Genomic DNA, 18,195 nt, shown 5'->3' with positions numbered 1-18,195 from the left:
GGCGAGGCTGGCAGCCTCAGCGATGGCGGCTGAGGTCGGAGACCATCGCGAACGAGCCGACCTGCACGCCCTGCGCATCGCGCAAGGGGCTGGCGTTGAACAGGCAGGGAAGCTGCCTGCCGTCGGCGCGCGTCAGCGCGATCTCGTAGGAGCCCGTTTCGCCCTCCAGGCGGCGCCTGATCTGCGCGCGGAAGATCGCTTCGTTGCCTTCGTCTACGAAGTCGAAGATGCTGCGCCCGAGCAGCGCCTCGCGCGAGCTGCCGAGGATCCCGGCCATCGCCGGATTGAGGTCGGTCGTGCGCCCATCACTGTCGATCAACCAGATGCCCTCGTTGGCGCTCTCGAAAAGCATGCGCAGCTTGGCTTCGCTGTCTTCCAGCTGGCGTTCGCGCCGTTCGAGTTCGGCGAGCGTGCGCATGCGCTCGCCGAGGTCGCGGAAACTGACCACGGCGCCCTTGATCACGCCGCCCTGTTCGATGACGGCGGCCGTGTATTCGACGGCCAGTGGGCTGCCGTCCCTGCGCCAGAAGACCTGGTCGGCGACGGTGCGCGTGCGCCCGTCCTGCATGCAGTGGTAGACGGGGCACTCTTCGCGCGGAAAAGGGCGGCCGTCGGCGGTGTGATGATGCGTGAGCGCGTGCATCGGCTGACCGAGCAGCTCGTCTTCGCGGAAAGCGAGCAGCTGCAGCGCCGCGGCATTGACGAAGGTGACGCGGCCATCGACGTCCTGGCCGAAGATGCCGTCGCTGATGTGGTCGAGGACCTGCCGCTGCAGTGCCTCCAGCTCGCGGTAGCGCGCGAATTCGGCGAGGGTGTGCAGCTTGATCAGCAGCGTGTCGAGGCTCAGCGCCACCAGCGGCAGGACTTCGTCGAGCAGCGCCAGGCTGTCGGCGTCCGCAGCGCGCAACAAGGCCAGTTCGACGACACCGGGAACTTCGTCGTGGCCGACGAGCGGGGCGACGATCACCGTTGCTGGCGCAGCGCGCTGCGTTCCGCTGTCGATCGATAGCCAGTCGACGGCCTGGCCCGCGCAGATGCAGCGCCGGCGGTCGCGGACCGCCTGCCCGGCGACGCCCTCTCCCGGTCCATAGCGCTCGACCAGCGCGGCGCCACCGGCGTAGTGCGCGGCGAGGACGTAGTCGCCCGAGCCTGCCTCGCGGCAGTGGAAAGCCGCTGCCTTGGCGTCGAGCCGCTGGCACAGCTGTTCGAGCAGCGTGGTGCCGAAATCGGCGAGCGTCTCGCGCGCCTGCAGCGCCATCAGCAGACGCTTGCCGAAGCGTTCGCGCTCGGCGCGCGCGCACTCGCGTGCGGCAGCGGCCTGTGCCTCGCTTTCGGCCTCGCGCATCGCCGTGACCAGCTGCGCCTGGCGCCGGTTGGTGCTGACCAGCAGGAAGACGGCCAGCGCGATGGCGACGCCCAGTGCCCAGCCGCTCCAGTCCAGCCAGTTGCTGCCGTCCGCCGCTTGCGCGGACGCCGCTCCTGCCGCCAGCCAGGCCGCAAGCCAGGCCTGCTTCATTGCCCGTGCTCCAGCCAGGACTCGAGGATCTCCTGCGCGTGGTCGAAATCGTAGTTGTCGATCGAGTAGGCGAGCGCATCGATCTTGGCCGCCGGGACTGCCGCACGCAGCGCCGGCAGGAGTTCGCGCAGCGCGTTGTGCGACGCGTTGTCGCTCTCGACCACCAGCCGGTGCAGTTGCTCGATGCGTGGCCGCAATGCGGCGAGCCGCGCGCGATCGATGCTGCCGCTCGCGGGTGTCGGCGCCGGCTGTGCCTCGATGCCGAGCGCCGTGCGCAAGGCGGCAAGCTGCCGCGTGAGCGTGCTCTCGTAACGGGTTAGCGCGGCCGCGAGCGTATCCGGTGCGGCTTGCGCCTTGAGCAAGGCTTCGAGTTCGGCCGCTGCCGCGCTCAAGGCCTCGGCACCGATGTTGCCGGCGACGCCGCGCGTGGTGTGCGCGGTGCGCAGCGCCAGCTCGTGATCGCCGTCCGCGAGCGCGCCGCGCATGATGCTTGCCGAATTTTCCTGCTCGCCGACGAACATGCGCAGGAGCTTGCGATAGATCGCCGGCTTGCCGGAGACGCGCGCCAGCCCGGCGCTCATGTCCAGTCCTTCGATCGCAGCCGGCAGCGAACTGTCCGCGGCCACGTGCTGGTGCGCTGGCGCCGGCGCTGCGGCCGGCGCCACCGTCGCGGGCAGTGCCCACCGGCTGATCGTGCGGTACAGCGCCGCCGGGTCGATCGGCTTGCTGAGGTGGTCGTTCATGCCCTCGGCGAGGCAGCGATCGCGTTCCTCGGACATCGCGTGGGCGGTCATGGCGACGATCGGCAGCGCGTCGAAACGACGATGACGGCGGATTTCCAGCGTCGCCTGGTGCCCGTCCATCACCGGCATCTGGATGTCCATGAACAGCAGCGACCAGGGCAGCGGCTCGGGGGCGGCGAGCAGTTGTTCGAGCGCTTCCTTGCCGTTGTTGGCGATGCTCACCGCGACGCCGACCGATTCGAGCAGTTCGACGGCGATCTGCTGGTTGATCTCGTTGTCCTCGGCCAGCAGCACGTGCACGCCGCGCTCGTGGAAGTCGTAGTCTTCGCCGGCGCGCCGCGTGTCTTCGGCGAGGCCGGCACGCTCCTCCGGCGCCAGGCTGCCGACCACCTCGTCCCACAGGTGCGACTGCGTCACCGGTTTGGCGAGGAAGGAGGTGACGCCGAGCGCCTCGGCCTCCTCGCGGATGTCCTCGACCCCGAAGGCCGTGACCATGATCACCTGTGGCTGCCCCGAGGCGAGCGGCAACTCGCGCAGGCGGCGGATGGTCTCGACGCCGCTCATCACCGGCATGCGCCAGTCCATGAACACCAGTCTGTACGGATCGACGCCGTCGGCGCGCTGGATGGCCTGCAGCGCGTCCTCGCCCGAGCTCACGGAGTCGATGCGCATGCCCAGGCTGACCACCTGCTCGGCGAGGATCTCGCGGGCCACCTGGTTGTCGTCGACGATCAGCGAGCGCAGCCCCTGCACCGTCACCGGCACCGTTCGCCTTTGCCTTTCCTTGCCGATGCCGAGCCAAGCGACGAACTTGAAGCTGCTGCCGTGGCCGAGGCTCGACTCGACCCAGATGCGGCCGTCCATCATCTCCAGCAGCCGCTTGCAGATGGTGAGGCCGAGCCCGGTGCCGCCGTGCTTGCGCGTCGTACTGCCGTCGGCCTGGCTGAAGGCCTGGAACAGGCGATCGGCCTGCTCCGGGCTCATGCCGATGCCCGTGTCTTCGACCGTCACCGCCAGCTGCACGCGGCCGGCGTCGCGCGCGGCGACCGAGATGTGCAGCGTGATCTGGCCGCGCTCGGTGAATTTCACCGCGTTGTTGATCAGGTTGGTGAGGACCTGCGCGACGCGCAGCGGGTCGCCGACGAGGTTTTCGGGAACGTCCGGGGCGACGTGGATCAGGAACTCGAGCCCCTTCTCGTGCGCCTTCAGGGCGACCATGGTCATCACGTTGCCGAGCACATCGTCGAGCCAGAACGGGATGCTCTCCATGCTCAGCTTGCCCGCCTCGATCTTCGAGAAGTCGAGGATGTCGTTGATGATGCCGAGCAGCGAGGTGCCGGCGCCGTGGATCTTCTGCACGTAGTCGCGCTGCTTCGGCGCCAGTTCTGTCTTCAGGCAGAGGTGCGACATGCCGATGATCGCGTTCATCGGCGTGCGGATCTCGTGGCTCATGTTGGCGAGAAACATGCTCTTCGCCTGGGTGGCGGCCTCGGCGCGTGCGCGTGCGGCTTCGACCTCGGCCGACTTGGCGCGGATCTCCTCGTTGGCCTGCTCCAGCGCGGCCTTCTGCTGCAGCAGCGCGTTCCTCTGTTCCTGCATTTCCTGCTGCGAGGCGCGCAGTTCCTCGGTCTGCGTGCCGAGGATCACCGCCTGCCGCTGCGTTTCCGCGAGCAACTGGCGCGTGCGCTGGTTGCGCTCGAAGATCTCGAGGTTCAAGGCGAGCGGCCCGAGCAGGTTGTCGACGAGTTCGCGTCCGCCAGCGTCGAAGGGCTGCAGCGTCGCCAGTTCGACGACGGCGAGCACGCTGCCGTCGGGTGCCAGCACCGGCACCGCCAGCAGCGCGCGCGGTATCGCCTCGCCGAGCCCGGAACTGATGCGGATGTAGTCGGCGGGGATCTCGCTGATCTCGATCGGCTGCTTTTCCAGCGCGCACTGGCCGATCAGTCCTTCGCCCGGGCGGAAGCAGGTCGCCAGTCCCTTGCGCGAGCGGTAGCCGTAGCTGCCGACGAGACGCAGTTCCTGCCGTTCCGCGTTGAAGGCGAAGAAGACGCCGACCTGGGCGCCGACCACCGGCGTCAGCCGCGTCATCAGCACGCGCGCGAAATCCTCGATGTTCTGCTGTCCCTGCAGCGCGGCGACGATCTCGGCGAGTTGCGTCTTCACCCACGACGAGCGTTCCTGCTCTTGCGCCGTCTTCTGCAAGGCCTTCAGTGCCTCGGTCATGGCGCCGATTTCGTCCTTGCGCGTGTGCGCCGGCAGGACGGTATCGAGGTCGCCGGCGGCGATCCGCGACATCGCCTCGGTCATCCGCTGGATCGGCTTGAGGATCGAGTCGCGCAGCACGATCGCGATGCCGACGACCAGGAGCAGGGTCAGCGCCTTGCCGAGCAGGATCCAGCGTTGCGCCTCGCTGTTCAGTTCGCGCGCCTGTTGCGCCGCCTGTTCGGCGCTCTGCAGGTTGAATTCCATCAGCCGCTCGAGCGCCGTCGTCGCGGCGATGTACTCCCGTTCGTCCTCGCCGAGCAGGAGCGCGCGCGCCTCCTGTTGCCGTCCCGCGTCCGAAAGTGCCAGCACCGGCGGCAATTTCTGCTTGTAGCGCGTGAAGGTATCCCAGAAGTCGAGCGCCATGTGCTCTTCGACCGGGCCGGTGATGGTCGGCTGGTAAGCCTTCCACGAAGTGTCGATCAGCGCGTGCAGCGAATCGATCGCCTGTCCGTGCGCGACCTTCTCGTCGACGGTCGGCGCCAGCAGGTGGCCGTTGACCCGGCGCCGTTCCTCGGCCAGCGAATGGTAGATGTCGCCGAGGTGGCGCGTCGCCTGCAGCCAGTTCTGCTCGATGTCGCCGGTCGCGTCCTTGATCTGGTCGATGCGCGACAGCGACAGGAAGCCGTTGGCGACCAGCAGCAGGCTGACGAGGAGGATCGACAGCAGCAGCTTGTGCGCGATCGACAGGTGCTTGGGTGAGTTCGGGGAGCGCATGGCGGGTCTTTCTCGGAAACTGGCTGAGGTCGCGCGGCCGCCGTGCTCCGTGCTGGCCGGGTCAGGAACGCTCTGCGGCCGCGTCGGGGGACAGGGAGACGAGCACCTTGTCGACGCGGTTACGGTCCATGTCCATCACCTCGAAGCGCCAGCCGGCGGCGTGGCAGTGATCGGCTGCCGATGGAATCCGGCCGAGCATGTGCATGATGAAGCCGCCGAGCGTATGGAAGCTGTGTTCCTCCTCGCCGGGCAGGTCGTCGCCGATGTCGAGCACCGATTTCAGGCGCTCGACGCCGACGTCACCGTCGACCAGCCAGGAGCCGTCCTCGCGCTGCACCATGTCGCGGTCCTCGGGAGCCTTCGGCCCCGAGATTTCGCCGACGATGGCGCCGAGCACGTCGGCCATCGTCACCATCCCCTGCACGTCGCCGTACTCGTCGACGATCAGCGCGAACTGCAGCTTGGCGCGGCGGAAGTTTTCGAGGAGTTGCGCGGTCGTCACCGACTCGGGGACGTACAGCGGCGGGTGCAGCACCGCCTCGATCGCGGCGATGCTGATGCTCTCGCCCGACATCGCCTTCTTCAGGAGGTCGCCGGTCTGCAGGATGCCGAGCACGTGCTCGAGGCCGTCGCGGCAGACCACCAGGCGCGAGTAGCCGCTGTTGGCGATGCGCTGGCGTACCGTTTCCTCGCCCTCGTCGAGGTCGATCAGGAACATCTCCCGGCGCGGTGTCATGATTGCCGCGATCGGCTGCTCGTCGAGGCGCAGCACGTTAGACACCAGTTCCTGCTCGCTCTCGTGGAAGACGCCGGCTTCGGATCCCTGTTCCATCATCACCTTGATCTCGTCGTCGGTGACCGGAGGCTCCTCCTTGGCGCGCGCACCGAGGAGGCGCAGGATCGCGCTGCACGAGGACGAGAGAAGGACGACCAGCGGATGGGTGACCCGCGCCAGCAGGATCATCGGCCTGGCGATCGCCGAGGCAATGCTTTCCGGCGCCAGCAGGGCGAGGCGCTTGGGGACGAGTTCGCCGACCACCACCGAGAAATAGGTCAGTGCGATCACGGTGAAGGTGAGGGCGACGGTTTTGGCGTAGGGGGCGAAGGCCGGGATCGTCGCCAGCCACGCGGCCAGCGGGTCGGAAATGGCGGCTTCGCCGATGGCACCACTGAGGATGCCGACCGAGGTGATTCCCACCTGGATGGTGGACAGGAAGCTCGAAGGTTCCTGATGCAGCGACAGCGCCGACTGCGCGCCCGGGCTGCCGTCGTCGGCGAGGTTCTGCAGGCGGGCCTTGCGTGAGGAAACGACGGCGATTTCCGACATGGCGAAAACACCGTTGATCAGGATCAGTACGAGGATCAGGACTAAGTCCATACGGGAAGCCGCCCATGACGCTGCAAGCGTGCGGCCTCGGTGTTGAGATGCACGCGATTGTAACAGTAGGCCCGGCGAATCGACTGCACTGTCCGCTCAGCGGGAAAATGCGCGCGGGTTGCACGCAGCGGCGCGCGTGCAAAGAAACTCGGCTGGCTGCCGCCTTCGCGGTATCCTGCGCGCCGGACCCTTGGCAAGACGCGGAGAGATTCAATGAAAAGTGCCCTGTTCGTCGACTTCGACAACGTCTATTCCGCCTTGCGCAAGCTCGATCTGGCCGCCGCCGAGAAGTTCGCGCGCAGCCCCAGCGCGTGGATGGAGTGGGTGGTGAGCGCGCTCGAACTGCCCGATCACGCCCCGGCCGGCGCGCGCCGGCGCGTGCTGGTCCGCCGCTGCTACCTCAACCCGCAGGCCTACCAGCGCTTCCGCCCTTCGTTCAACCTTGCCGGCTTCGAGATCATCGACTGTCCGGCGCTGACCAGCGAAGGCAAGACCAGCACCGACATCCACATGGTGCTCGACATCGTCGACCTCTTGCAGCACGAGGTGCGCTACGACGAGTTCATCGTCTTCTCGGCCGACGCCGACTTCACGCCGGTGTTGCGCAAGCTGCGTCGCTGGGACCGGCGCACCACCGTGCTCGCTGTCGGTTTCCCGTCGGCCGCGTACCGCGCGTCGGCCGACCTGCTGATCGACCAGGACGAATTCGTGCGCCACGCGCTCGGCCTGCACGAGGAAATCGAGGCGGCGGGCAATCCGCTGCCGGCAGCGGCACTCGACGAAGCCGGCGCAGCAGTGGTCGCGGCGCTCCCCGGCAGCGCCGGCGACGAGTCATGCCGCCGGACAGCGTCGGGTGCGCTCGACCTGGCGGCGGTCGCCGCCCTGATCGTCGGTGAAGTGGCGAAAGCGGCGCAGCCGGTGCCCTGCGCCCGCCTCGCCGCGCTGATCGCCGCGCACTACGGTCCGCTCGCCGATGACTGGAACGGCAAGGGCAGTTTCCGCCGCTTCGTCGATTCGCTCGACCTGCCCGGCGTCGCCTTCAACTGGCGCGGATCGGGCGGCCACGCCTACGACCCGACGCGGCACGTGCTCGCCGACGAGGGCAGCGCGGCGGGCGGCAGTTGGGAAGGCGAAGTCGAACTGCGCGCGCTGGCGCGGCAGATCAACGAAGTCACCGGCGTTCCGCTGCTTTCACCCACGCGCTACCGCGCGCTGTTCGCGACGATTGCCGCCGACCTTGCGCAGCAGGCGTTCGACCCCTGGGAGACGGCCAAGCGCGTGCGCGACGCATGTCGCGACGCCGGACAGGCGGTCAGCCGCGCCGACGTCAATTTCGTCCTGCGCGGACTGCTCGCACGCGGCCACGACTTCGGCCGCGGCGACAACGACGCGCCGACGCTCGCGCGCAAGATGGCCAACAACGTCCGCTCGCTCTGCCTGCGCGAACAGATGCTGATCGACAGCGCAACCGACGAGGCGATCACGCGCTGGATCGGCGGGGGACAGTATGCATAAATGAGCATACTGTCTGATGCCCCCGGCGTTATTTCTGGGTCGGGCTTTGGCATCGTCGGCCAGTTCCTGCCGCCGCGTCTGCAGCGCGAAGTAGGTCTGGCCGTTGGCGATGACCGGCTTGCTCGGGTCGCCGTTCTGGACGATCAGGTAGCAGGCGTAGCGGGACAGGCGGAAGTCTTCGACCTGCCGCTTCGCGCCAGAGCCGATGTCGACCATTGTGAGGACATCCTCAATATGGTGCTCCACCGGCTGAGCGCTGTTGCGGCAAGCTTCCTTGGCTCGTTCGACGACAGGAACGAAGTGACGGTACTGCGAATAGTCGAGCACACGCGCCAATTGGCGTGCGAGCCAGAACTCGTTGCCCTCTTCATCGACGTGGCGGATGCCCTCGAAGCTGGCGTGGTGCTGATCGGCGACGGACTTTTGATGCATTGCGAGCTCCCTGGCAAAATACCTGCACCGGGCCTGCGCGGATATTGCCGATTATGCCAAAGTATTATTCTTGCGCTCGCCCTCGCGCGCGGTCAGTCCGTAAGGCTCGACCAGGTCCCAGACCTGCGCCGGGATCATGTGCTTCATCCGCTTGGGCTGCTCGCGGCGCAGGTGCAGGACCGACTCGATGGCCTTCATCTCGACGCGGGCGCGTGCGAACTCGATCCCGCGCGGGCCGACCTTCGGCATCAGCCAGCCGACCAGCGGGCGCAGCCAGTTCGGCATGCCGCGCACGGGCAGGCCGCCGGCGGCGAGTTCGACGTTCTTCATGAAGCCGCGCACCGGTCCCGCGCGCTTGCCGGCGCTGCCGGGCTCGGCCAGACGCAGCTCGTCGCCGAGCAGCGCGAGCAGTTCCTCGCCGCGGGCGGTTCGTGTCAGCAGCCACTGTTCGCCTTCGCCGCCCATGTAGCCGACGGTGATGTCGGCGAGCGTGTTCGTGTAATCGACGCAGGAACGGCAGGTGAGCGGGAAGAAGTCGGTCGGCAGCTTGGAGAGCGGCAGCAGCAGGAAGGGAATGCGCTTCTTGCGGCCGTCCGTGAAGCGCAGCTCGACGTGGTAGTCGGCGCAGAATTCGAGGTAGGTGATCGTCGACGGGTCCTCGGCGAGCAGCGCGAGGAAGTCGTGGAAGTGCTCGGTCGTCGTGTTGTCCGAGCAGGGGATGCCGATCACGTCGATGCGCTCGAAGCCGAGTTCCTTTTCGAGCGCGCGCAGTGCGTAGACCTGGCAGGGGACGCCGATCACCGCGATGCGCTTGAAGCCGCGCTCACGCGCCGGTTCGAGCAGGGACAAGAGCGGTGCGTAGCCCATGCGCATGCCGCGGCAGTGCTTCATGGCGGCGGCCTCGGTGACCAGCACCGGCCGCGGACGCCAAGCGTCTTCCGGATCGGGTCCCATCGCCAGCACCGCGTCCACGGCACCGGTTTCGAGCAGGCGCTCGCCGATGCGCGTGGTGATGCCGGTCCATTGCGCGCCCGGACGCGGCTCCTTCATCGCCGCGCGCAGCATGCGCCGGTAGGGCCCGAAGAAGCGCTCGTCGGCGCGGGCCGGGTCGCGCTCGCGGCCGTGCACCTGCCGCTCGAGCGCGGGGTAGTCGGGGGCGATGAACTGGCAGGCCTGCGCGCAGCGGCCGGGTTCGGCCATGCGCGAGACGCCACAGTCGGTACAGAGGCTGCGCGGCAGCGCGGGGCCGGGCAAGGGCGCCCAGACGCCCGCTGGCGCCTTGGCTTCGGTTTGGGAATTCACGGTCGATAAATCCTGGAAGGAATCCTGGAAGGAGAGCGATTCGCTGCGTGGCAGACCTTGCCAGCCGCGCCGGGCCCGAATGTTAACGTGAAACGTGGAACAATTTCGTGAAACATCGGCCGACCTGATCTGCCGAAGCCGTCGCGATCAGTAACTCGTCATCGCGAGCCCGCAGGGCGTGGCGATCCAGTGCGTAGGGCTGCTGTCGGGTCGCCCGAGTTGGCAAGGCCGCGAAAGAACGAGCTGGATTGCCACGGCGCTACGCGCCTCGCAATGACGAATATGGTCTCAGCCCCCTTGCCTGCACTCCTCGAAAACGTCTATTCCGGGGAGGCAGATCAAGCATGGGATGACGGACGAAGCGAATGGGGGAATGGAGGAGTGGGCGCAACGGGTGCGCCCGGCCCCTCAGGCTTGTGTGCGAGGGAATCCGGCGTCGGCCGCGGCCGAGACGCGGGCGAAGGCGGCGAGCAGGCGCCGGTGGCGTTCGCAGCCGGCGAAATCCGCGCCCGGCGCCGCGATGCCGAAGAAACGCAACTCGCCGGCGAGCAGGGCTTCGGCCTCTTGCAGCGTCGCCTCGCCGTAGAGCGGCAGCAGCGCGCCGCGCCACGGCGCCCACGCTTCCGGCCCCGGGATTTCCTCGCTTGCGTCGGCGAACTCGGCCTCTTCCTCTTCGGCGGATCCGATCCACACCCCCTCGTCGGCTTCCTCGCCGCCGGCCAGCGCCTGGCCGGCGTGCGTCGCGCGGAATTCGTCCTCGGCGCCGCCGTCGTCCTCGTCCGCCTCGGCCGCAGCCGCCAGCCCGAGCAGGGCCTCGATGCAGCGGTAGACGCGGCGGCGGCCGGCATCGACCTGCGCGAAATTCCTGATCCAGTCGCAGCCCTCGTGGATCGCCGCGAGGTCGCCGCAAGCGAGCGCGAGCAGGGTCTTCAGTTCACCGACGCGCAGGTCTTCCCAGAACGAACCCGGGTCGGCGGCGAGCCCGATCAGCGTCGCCACCGGTCGCTGGTCGTCGATGTTGAGCACGTTCAGGGTGTCGAGCAGCGCCGCGCAATCGTCCTCGTCGAGTTCGGGCAGGGAGAGGATCGCCGCGCGCATTTCGGCACCGACGCGGTTGTTCTCCCAGAAGAGGTCGTCGATCGGATAGACCTCGGAGACGCCGGGAACGAGGATGCGGCAGACGGCGACGTCGGGCTGGCTGTAATCGACGCAATAGACGTCGTGGCCGTCGGCGTGCAGGCATTCGGTGAGCCAGTCGGCGTCGGCGCTGTTGTCGCCGGCGAAGTTCCACTCGCGGAACTCGAAGTCGGGCGAGTCGGCGAGGAAGGACCAGCCGACGATCCCGCTCGAATCGACGAAGTGCGCCTCGATGTTCGGCGCGCTGGCGATCTCCTCGGCGTCGAAGCCGGGTTCGGGGAAGCCGGACAGCGCGTCGAGCGCCCGTCCCTGCAGGAGTTCGGTGAGCGCGCGCTCGAGCGCGACGGCGAACAGCGGATGCGCGCCGAAGCTCGCGTAGCAGCCCTGGTCGCGCGGGTTGAGCAGGGTCACGTTGACCACCGGGTAACGACCGCCGAGCGAGGCATCGCGCACCAGGATGCCGAAGCCGGCGGCGCGCAGTTCCTTGATCCCGGCGAGCTGTTGCGGGTGGCGCGCCAGCACTTCCTCGGGGATCTCCGGCAGGCACAGGCCTTCGCGCAGGATGCGGAACTTGACGTGGCGCTCGATCACTTCCGAGAGCGCCTGCGTCTTCGCCTCGGCCAGCGTGTTGCCGGCGGCGATGCCGTTGGAGAGGTAGAGATTGCCGATGATGTTGGCGGGGAACCAGACGGTGGCACCGTCACGCGCGCGCTGCGCCGGCACCGCGCAGATGCCGCGCCCGGCGTCGGCGGTGTTGAAATCGACGAGATCCGCGGCGGCGAGGTCACCCTCGGGGTCGTAGAGGTCGCGCAGTTCCGGCGTCAGCAGGCCGTCCGGCCATTCCTCCCCGTGCAGCGCAAACCAGCGCTCGCCGGGGTGATAGACGGACCCCTGCGGCCGGCCGAGCGCGTAGTGCGTCCAGAAGTGGCGGCTGAAGACGCGTTCGCAGAACTCGCCGAGCGCGCTGGCACGTGCCGCGAGTTCGCTGGCGCCCTTGCCATTGGAAAACAGCAGCGGGCAGTCGCGGTCGCGCAGGTGCACCGAGAAAACGCCGTCGATCGGGTTCAGCCAGCCCACCTCCTCGACCCGGAATCCCAGGGCAGCGATGCGTGCCGAGAGGCGGGCGATGGTGATTTCGAGCGGCGCGTCCTTGCCGGCGATGCAGTGGAGTTGTGCAGTCGGCTCGCTGCCGGCAGTCATGCCAGGAGTCAGGGTGAGGGTCATGGGTCGAATCGGCTCAGCGGCCGCAGGATGAGTGAAGGTGGAGATTACAGGGTAAGAACGGGCCTGGCAGGCGGATCAACGGCAGGGGAGCGCGGTCTTCACCACGTTCACCCAGTAGCCGACGCCGAGCGCCAGCGCCGAGTCGTTGAAGTCGTAATGCGGGTTGTGCAGCGTGCAGCCGCCGGTGCCCGGGCCGTTGCCGAGCCAGACGTAGCAGCCGGGCTTTTCCAGCAGCATGTAGGAGAAGTCCTCGGCGCCCATCGACGGCAACTCGTTGCTGCGCACCGCGGCGGCGCCGACGGTGGCCGTCGCGGCGCGGCGGCAGAGTTCGGCTTCGGCGGCGCTGTTGATGGTCGGCGGGTAGCGGTGGTTGAACTCGACCGTGATCTGCGCGCCGAAGGACGCGGCGACGCCGCCGGCGATACGTTCGATCGCGCGCTCGACCTGTTCGAGCACCTCGGGCTTGAAGCTGCGCAGCGTCCCGCGCAGCACGGCGTCGTCGGGGACGATGTTCCACGCCTCGCCCGAGTGGAACTGGGTGACGCTGAGCACCGCCGACTCGCAGGGATGGACGTTGCGCGCGACGACGGTCTGCAGCGCCTGCACCAGCTGGGCGCCGGCGAGGATGGTGTCGACGCCCTGGTGCGGCATCCCGGCGTGGCAGCCGCGACCACGCACGCGGATCTCGAAGGTACAGGTGCCGGCCATCACCGGGCCGGCGTGCACCACCATCTCGCCGACCGGGATGCCCGGCCAGTTGTGCAGGCCATAAACCGCGTCCATCGGGAACTGCTGGAACAGGCCTTCCTCGATCATGCGCAGCGCGCCGCCCTCGGATTCTTCGGCCGGCTGGAAGATGAAATGCACGACGCCGTCGAAGTCGATGGCGTCGATGTTCTCGGCGAGGTGGCGCGCGGCCCCGAGCAGCATGGTCGTGTGCCCGTCGTGGCCGCAGGCGTGCATGCAGCCCTGGACCTGCGAGCGATGCGGGAAGTCGTTCTTCTCGACCAGCGGCAGCGCGTCCATGTCGGCGCGCAGGCCGATCGAGCGCCCCGAGCGGCCTTTCCTGAGGACGCCGACGACACCGGTGCCGGCGAGTCCGCGATGCACCTCGATCCCGTAGCGGGCGAGTTCGCGCGCGACGATGTCGGACGTGCGCGATTCCTGGTAGGCGAGTTCGGGATGGGCATGGATGTCGCGGCGGATGCCGATCAACTCGTCGAGGAAAGGAAGGGGCGGGACGCTCATGGGAGACTCCTGGGCATGACGGCAGGAAGACGGGCAAAGCGAGAGTTTAACCCTCGTGGCGAGTTCCGCCACCCCGGGCGCCCTGAGTCTGGCCTGGTCGCACGAAATTACGCTTCCTTACCGATCGCCCGGGAGAGCAGGGCTATAATTCGCACTTCTTTTTGTTGGCTCCCGTCCATGCTGCGATCCCTGCTCGAACACCTCGCGCCGGCACTGTCGCGTCGCCTGAGCCTGTTTGCCGCCGGCACGCTGCTCGTCGCGCAAATGGCTGCACCGGCGCACGCCGAACTGACGATCGAAATCACCGGCGCCGGCGCCAACCGCATCCCGGTCGCCATCGCCGACTTCTCCGGCGAGGCCGGCGTCGCGCGCGCGCTGACGACGGTGGTGCGCGGCGACCTCGAACGCAGCGGCATGTTCCGCCTGGTCGATCCGGGCGCCGCCCGCCTCGACGAGAATTCGGCCCCGGCCTGGGGCGACTGGCGCAGCAAGGGCGCCGACGCGCTCGCCGCCGGCAGCATTGCCAGTACCGGTGACGGCCGCCTCGAAGCGCGTTTCCGCGTGCACGACATCAACCGCCAGTCCGCACTCGGCGGCGCTGCCTACGTCACCTCGACGCCGACGCTGCGGCTTGCCGGCCACCGCATCGCCGACTTCATCTACGAAAAGCTCACCGGCGAACCCGGCGTCTTCTCGACCAAGATCGCCTACGTGGTCAAGGGCGCCGGCCGCTACGAGCTGCACGTCGCCGACGCCGACGGCCAGAATGCGCAGGCGGCGCTGATCTCGCGCGAGCCGATCATCTCGCCGGCGTGGTCGCCCGACGGCACCCGGCTCGCCTATGTTTCCTTCGAGAACAAGAAGCCGGTCATCTTCGTGCATTCGCTCGCCAGCGGCAGGCGCGTGGCCGTCGCCAATTTCCGCGGCTCCAACTCGGCGCCGGCGTGGTCTCCCGACGGCCGCCGGCTGGCGGTGGTGCTGACCAAGGACGGCGGCTCGCAACTGTTCCTGATCAACGCCGACGGATCGGGCGTGCAGCGCCTCGCCACTTCGTCAGGAATCGATACCGAGCCCTGTTTCTCGCCCGATGGTGCGTCGATCTACTTCACCTCCGACCGCGGCGGCAGCGCGCAGATCTACCGCATCCCTGCTGCCGGCGGCAGCGCCGAGCGCGTCAGCTTCGAGGGCAGCTACAACGTCAGCCCGCGCGTCTCGCCCGACGGCAGGTCGCTGGCCTTCATCAGCCGCCGCGATGGTGCCTTCCGCCTGGCGCTGATGGACCTCGCCAGCCGCCAGGTGCAACTGCTCAGCGACTCGCAGAAGGACGAATCGCCGAGCTTCGCTCCGAACGGCCGCATGATTCTGATCGCCACCGAAGTCGGCGGTCGTGGCGTCCTCTCGGCGGTCTCGACCGACGGGCGCATCCGGCAAAGACTTTCCATCCCCGCAGGCAACGTGCGCGAGCCGGCGTGGGGTCCATTCCTCAAGTGAAGTCCCGCGTACGGGGCACAGGAGATACCAAGATGAATCGTTCACAGTTCCGCATGGCCGCCCTGAGCGCGGCCCTCCTCTCGGCGCTGCTCGCCGGCTGCGGCTCGACCCAGGTCGGTCCCGAACAGGGCGGCGCGCCGGTCGAGACGCGCTCGGCCGACGTTGCTCCGGTAGTCGCCGGCGGCGCCCAGGGCACGATGCTGCCCGCAGTGCTCACCGATCCGAAGAGCATCCTCTCCAAGCGCAGCGTCTACTTCGACTACGACAGCTTCGAGGTCAAGGGCGAATTCAAGGATCTGGTCGCCGCGCATGCCAAGTTCCTCGCCGACAATCGACAGTTCAAGATCCTGATCCAGGGCAATACCGACGAACGCGGCAGCCGCGAGTACAACCTCGCGCTCGGCCAGAAGCGCGCCGACGCGCTGAAGAAGATGCTGGTCCTGCTCGGTGCGCGTGAAGACCAGATCGAGTCGGTCAGCCTCGGCGAAGAGAAGCCGAAGAGCGAAGGCCACGACGAGTCGTCCTGGGCGCAAAACCGCCGCGCCGACATCCTCTACAGCGGCGAGTTCTGAACATGCTGCGCCGCCGCCCGACCGCCTTCCTGCGTGCGCTGTCGCCGGCGGCGCTTGGCATGGCCTGCGGCCTCGCGCTCCTGCCGAGCGCGCAGGCCGGCATCTTCGACGACGACGAAGCGCGTCGCCAGATCGCCGAACTGACGCAGACGACCAACGAGCGGCTCGACACCGCCGGCAAGGCGCAGTTCGAGCTCGCCAACCAGATCCAGGCGCTGCGCGAGGAGAACGCGCGCCTGCGCGGCCAGATCGAGACGCTCGCCTACGAACTGGAGTCGGCGAGCAAGCGGCAACAGGATTTTTACATCGACCTCGACTCGCGCCTGCGCAAGATCGAGCCTGCGCCCGTGGCGGATGAGGCAGCCGCTGCCCCGGCGGCGCCTGCCGCCGACCCCGCCGCGGAATCCCGTGCGTACGAGGAAGCGCTGAACCTGTTCAAGGCGAAGAAGCTCAAGGAAGCGGCAGCGGCTTTCAGCGCCTTCGTCAAGGCGCATCCGGACAGCACGCTGGCGCCGAACGCCCAGTACTGGTTCGGCAACGCGCAGTACGCGCTCGGCGACTGCAAGCAGTCGATCGAAGCGCACAACAAGCTCTTGGCGCGCTGGCCGAAGCACGCCAAGGCCGCCGACGCGATGCTCAACATCGCTTCCTGCCAGAAGGAACTCGGCGACGCCAAGGCCGCGCGCAAGACCCTGCAGACGCTCAAGGATTCCTACCCCGGTACTCCCGCGGCCGAGAGCGCGACGCAGCGGCTCAAGCAGAACTGACCCGTGCCGGCCAAACCCACGACCGGCGTCAGCGTGCTGCCGCCGAAAAAGCTGCGCATCGACGAGATCTTCCTGTCGCTGCAGGGCGAGACCTCGCGCGCGGGCCTGCTCACGGTCTTCATCCGCCTGACCGGCTGCCCGCTGCGCTGCGTCTGGTGCGACACCGACTACGCCTTCACCGGCGGCGAGACGTGCACGCTCGACGAGATCCTCGCCGCGCAGCGCGCCTTCGGCGTCAGCCGCGTCTGCGTCACCGGCGGCGAGCCGCTGGCGCAGGCCGGCTGCCTCGCGCTGCTCGGCGCGCTGTGCGACGCCGGTTGCGACGTCTCGCTCGAAACCTCGGGCGCGCTCGACATCGCCGCGGTCGACCCGCGTGTCTCGCGCATCGTCGACTTGAAACCGCCCGGCTCCGGCGAGGTCGCGAAGAACCGCTGGCAGAACATCGAGCACTTGCGGCAGAGCGACGAACTGAAATTCGTCATTGCCGACCGCGCCGACTACGAGTGGGCGCGCGCCGCGATCGCCGAACATGGGCTGGCCGCGCGCTGCCCGATCCTCTTCTCGCCGGTCGCCGGCAGCCTCGACCCGACGACGCTCGCCGAATGGATGATCGAGGACCGCGTCCCGGCGCGCTTCCAGTTGCAGCTGCACAAGCAGCTCTGGGGCAGCCAGCGCGGCAAATGAGCGAGCGCCTGCAGCCATCTTCCGGCTGCGCGATCCGCGCAGCTTCCTGAATTTCCTACCTGCGCCCTGCCGGCGCGCCTTTCCCTTCGCCCCCGCCATGTCCGTTTCCCACCGCCCCGCCGTCGTCCTCCTCTCCGGCGGCCTCGATTCTGCGACCACGCTGGCGATCGCCCGCGCCGCCGGCTTTGCCTGCTACTGCCTCTCCTTCGACTACGGCCAGCGTCACCGCGCCGAGCTCGACGCCGCCGCGCGCGTCGCCGCGGCGCAGGGCGCCAGCGAGCACCGCGTGCTGACGCTCGACCTCGGCCAGTTCGGCGGCTCGGCGCTGACCGACACCCGCATCGACATCCCGGTCGACGGCGTGCAGCCCGGCATCCCGGTCACCTACGTCCCGGCGCGCAACACGATCATGCTCTCGCTGGCGCTGGCTTGGGCGGAGACGCTCGGCAGCCGCGACATCTTCGTCGGCGTCAATGCCGTCGACTACTCGGGCTACCCCGACTGCCGCCCCGAATACATCGCCGCCTTCGAGACCATGGCCAACCTCGCCACCAAGGCCGGCGTCGAGGGCGAGCGGCTTGCCATCCACGCGCCGCTGATCGACCTTTCCAAGGCCGACATCATCCGTCGCGGCGTCGGACTCGGCGTCGACTACGCGCTCACCGTCTCCTGCTACCAGGCCGACGAGGAAGGCCGCGCCTGCGGCGTCTGCGACTCGTGCCGCCTGCGCCACGAAGGCTTCGTCGCCGCCGGCATCGCCGACCCGACGCGGCTGCAGCCGCGCTGAGCGGGCACGTAACGCCGTTCGCGCTTGACGCGGGCGCCCCGCGTCCCTAGAATCGCGGATTCAGTTTTTGCGGGTCGGTAGCTCAGTCGGTAGAGCAGCGGACTTTTAATCCGTTGGTCGAGAGTTCGAGTCTCTCCCGACCCACCAAGAAACCTGAAGAATCAAGCAAAAAAGCCAACCAGCCGGTTGGCTTTTTGCGTTTTTGCGTCGCCTCGTTTGCTTCTGCTCACGCTGCAGTGGGTACGCGCATCCTCGTGGAATGCAAACTTGGACTTGGCAAGCGCTTGTCTTAACCCGGGTTTAACAGCTATCCCCCCGATTTTGCCGATTTTCGGGGGGTGACACCCCGCAAACCCGCATGGTTGCTAGGGGTGGTCGCCGAAATCGTTTTGTAGTGACATAATATTTTAAGCGAGGCGA

The 18,195-nt window shown here is 68.1% G+C and carries 12 protein-coding genes, 1 tRNA gene and 1 pseudogene; 7 read left to right on the top strand and 7 right to left on the bottom strand.

The genetic code is table 11. The annotated features are described in order from the left end of the window. Positions 1-16: 16 nt before the first annotated feature. From CCR84_RS02170 to CCR84_RS02160, 3 genes are all read right to left on the bottom strand, one after another. Entirely contained in the window at positions 17-1,516 is a 1,500-nt protein-coding gene (locus CCR84_RS02170; RefSeq protein ID WP_201209298.1) for a PAS domain S-box protein, read from the bottom strand. Next, positions 1,513-5,238: a response regulator gene (locus tag CCR84_RS02165; RefSeq protein ID WP_201209297.1), complete on the bottom strand. Its 3,726-nt coding sequence runs from the start codon at positions 5,236-5,238 to the stop codon at positions 1,513-1,515. Before CCR84_RS02165 ends, CCR84_RS02170 begins: the two co-directional genes overlap by 4 nt. A 61-nt stretch (positions 5,239-5,299) precedes the next feature. Beyond that, positions 5,300-6,616 (bottom strand): hemolysin family protein, encoded by a 1,317-nt coding sequence (locus CCR84_RS02160; RefSeq protein ID WP_201209296.1) that lies wholly within the window; start codon positions 6,614-6,616, stop codon positions 5,300-5,302. Positions 6,617-6,829: 213 nt separating this feature from the next. On the opposite strand from CCR84_RS02160, the gene CCR84_RS02155 reads away from it, so the two are divergent. After that, positions 6,830-8,131: an NYN domain-containing protein gene (locus CCR84_RS02155; RefSeq protein ID WP_201209295.1), complete on the top strand. Its 1,302-nt coding sequence runs from the start codon at positions 6,830-6,832 to the stop codon at positions 8,129-8,131. Between the two features lie 111 nt (positions 8,132-8,242). On the opposite strand, the pseudogene CCR84_RS16855 reads toward CCR84_RS02155, so the two are convergent. From CCR84_RS16855 to CCR84_RS02140, 4 genes and pseudogenes are all read right to left on the bottom strand, one after another. Then, positions 8,243-8,563, bottom strand: a pseudogene (locus CCR84_RS16855) (BRO family protein); the annotation flags it as partial. Between the two features lie 51 nt (positions 8,564-8,614). Further along, a complete protein-coding gene (locus CCR84_RS02150; RefSeq protein WP_201209294.1) occupies positions 8,615-9,865 on the bottom strand; it encodes a Coenzyme F420 hydrogenase/dehydrogenase, beta subunit C-terminal domain in 1,251 nt (416 codons plus the stop codon). Positions 9,866-10,273: 408 nt separating this feature from the next. After that, a complete protein-coding gene (gene ycaO / locus CCR84_RS02145) occupies positions 10,274-12,226 on the bottom strand; it encodes a 30S ribosomal protein S12 methylthiotransferase accessory factor YcaO (protein WP_201209293.1) in 1,953 nt (650 codons plus the stop codon). Positions 12,227-12,301: 75 nt separating this feature from the next. Further along, positions 12,302-13,474, bottom strand: a complete 1,173-nt coding sequence (locus CCR84_RS02140) for a M20 aminoacylase family protein (protein WP_201209292.1) — start codon at positions 13,472-13,474, stop codon at positions 12,302-12,304. Positions 13,475-13,651: 177 nt separating this feature from the next. Here CCR84_RS02140 and tolB point away from each other — a divergent pair, with 177 nt between their 5' ends. From tolB to CCR84_RS02110, 6 genes are all read left to right on the top strand, one after another. Continuing rightward, on the top strand, positions 13,652-14,965 hold the full coding sequence (tolB, locus tag CCR84_RS02135; protein ID WP_201209291.1) for a Tol-Pal system beta propeller repeat protein TolB: 1,314 nt from the start codon (positions 13,652-13,654) through the stop codon (positions 14,963-14,965). Positions 14,966-14,997: 32 nt separating this feature from the next. After that, positions 14,998-15,537 (top strand): peptidoglycan-associated lipoprotein Pal, encoded by a 540-nt coding sequence (gene pal / locus CCR84_RS02130; RefSeq protein ID WP_242508489.1) that lies wholly within the window; start codon positions 14,998-15,000, stop codon positions 15,535-15,537. A 2-nt stretch (positions 15,538-15,539) separates the two neighbouring features. Then, positions 15,540-16,304 (top strand): tol-pal system protein YbgF, encoded by a 765-nt coding sequence (gene ybgF, locus CCR84_RS02125; RefSeq protein ID WP_201209290.1) that lies wholly within the window; start codon positions 15,540-15,542, stop codon positions 16,302-16,304. A gap of 3 nt (positions 16,305-16,307) precedes the next feature. After that, a complete protein-coding gene (queE, locus tag CCR84_RS02120; RefSeq protein WP_338052548.1) occupies positions 16,308-16,988 on the top strand; it encodes a 7-carboxy-7-deazaguanine synthase QueE in 681 nt (226 codons plus the stop codon). A gap of 97 nt (positions 16,989-17,085) precedes the next feature. Then, positions 17,086-17,775: a 7-cyano-7-deazaguanine synthase QueC gene (gene queC / locus CCR84_RS02115; RefSeq protein WP_201209289.1), complete on the top strand. Its 690-nt coding sequence runs from the start codon at positions 17,086-17,088 to the stop codon at positions 17,773-17,775. 71 nt (positions 17,776-17,846) lie between these two features. Continuing rightward, positions 17,847-17,922, top strand: a tRNA-Lys gene (locus CCR84_RS02110). Positions 17,923-18,195: the final 273 nt, after the last annotated feature.

Source organism: Rhodocyclus purpureus (genome assembly GCF_016653115.1).
Classification (GTDB): Bacteria; Pseudomonadota; Gammaproteobacteria; order Burkholderiales; family Rhodocyclaceae; genus Rhodocyclus; species Rhodocyclus purpureus.
Note: the sequence above shows the minus strand (reverse complement) of the source record. Positions and strands in the feature narration are given on the sequence as shown.

Coding starts and splice junctions, on each gene's coding strand:
- CCR84_RS02170 (WP_201209298.1), bottom strand. CDS start 1,516: ATGAAGCAGGCCTGGCTTGCGGCCTGGCTGGCGGCAGGAGCGGCGTCC.
- queC (WP_201209289.1), top strand. CDS start 17,086: ATGTCCGTTTCCCACCGCCCCGCCGTCGTCCTCCTCTCCGGCGGCCTC.
- tolB (WP_201209291.1), top strand. CDS start 13,652: ATGCTGCGATCCCTGCTCGAACACCTCGCGCCGGCACTGTCGCGTCGC.
- ycaO (WP_201209293.1), bottom strand. CDS start 12,226: ATGACCCTCACCCTGACTCCTGGCATGACTGCCGGCAGCGAGCCGACT.
- pal (WP_242508489.1), top strand. CDS start 14,998: ATGAATCGTTCACAGTTCCGCATGGCCGCCCTGAGCGCGGCCCTCCTC.
- CCR84_RS02165 (WP_201209297.1), bottom strand. CDS start 5,238: ATGCGCTCCCCGAACTCACCCAAGCACCTGTCGATCGCGCACAAGCTG.
- ybgF (WP_201209290.1), top strand. CDS start 15,540: ATGCTGCGCCGCCGCCCGACCGCCTTCCTGCGTGCGCTGTCGCCGGCG.
- CCR84_RS02155 (WP_201209295.1), top strand. CDS start 6,830: ATGAAAAGTGCCCTGTTCGTCGACTTCGACAACGTCTATTCCGCCTTG.
- CCR84_RS02140 (WP_201209292.1), bottom strand. CDS start 13,474: ATGAGCGTCCCGCCCCTTCCTTTCCTCGACGAGTTGATCGGCATCCGC.
- CCR84_RS02160 (WP_201209296.1), bottom strand. CDS start 6,616: ATGGACTTAGTCCTGATCCTCGTACTGATCCTGATCAACGGTGTTTTC.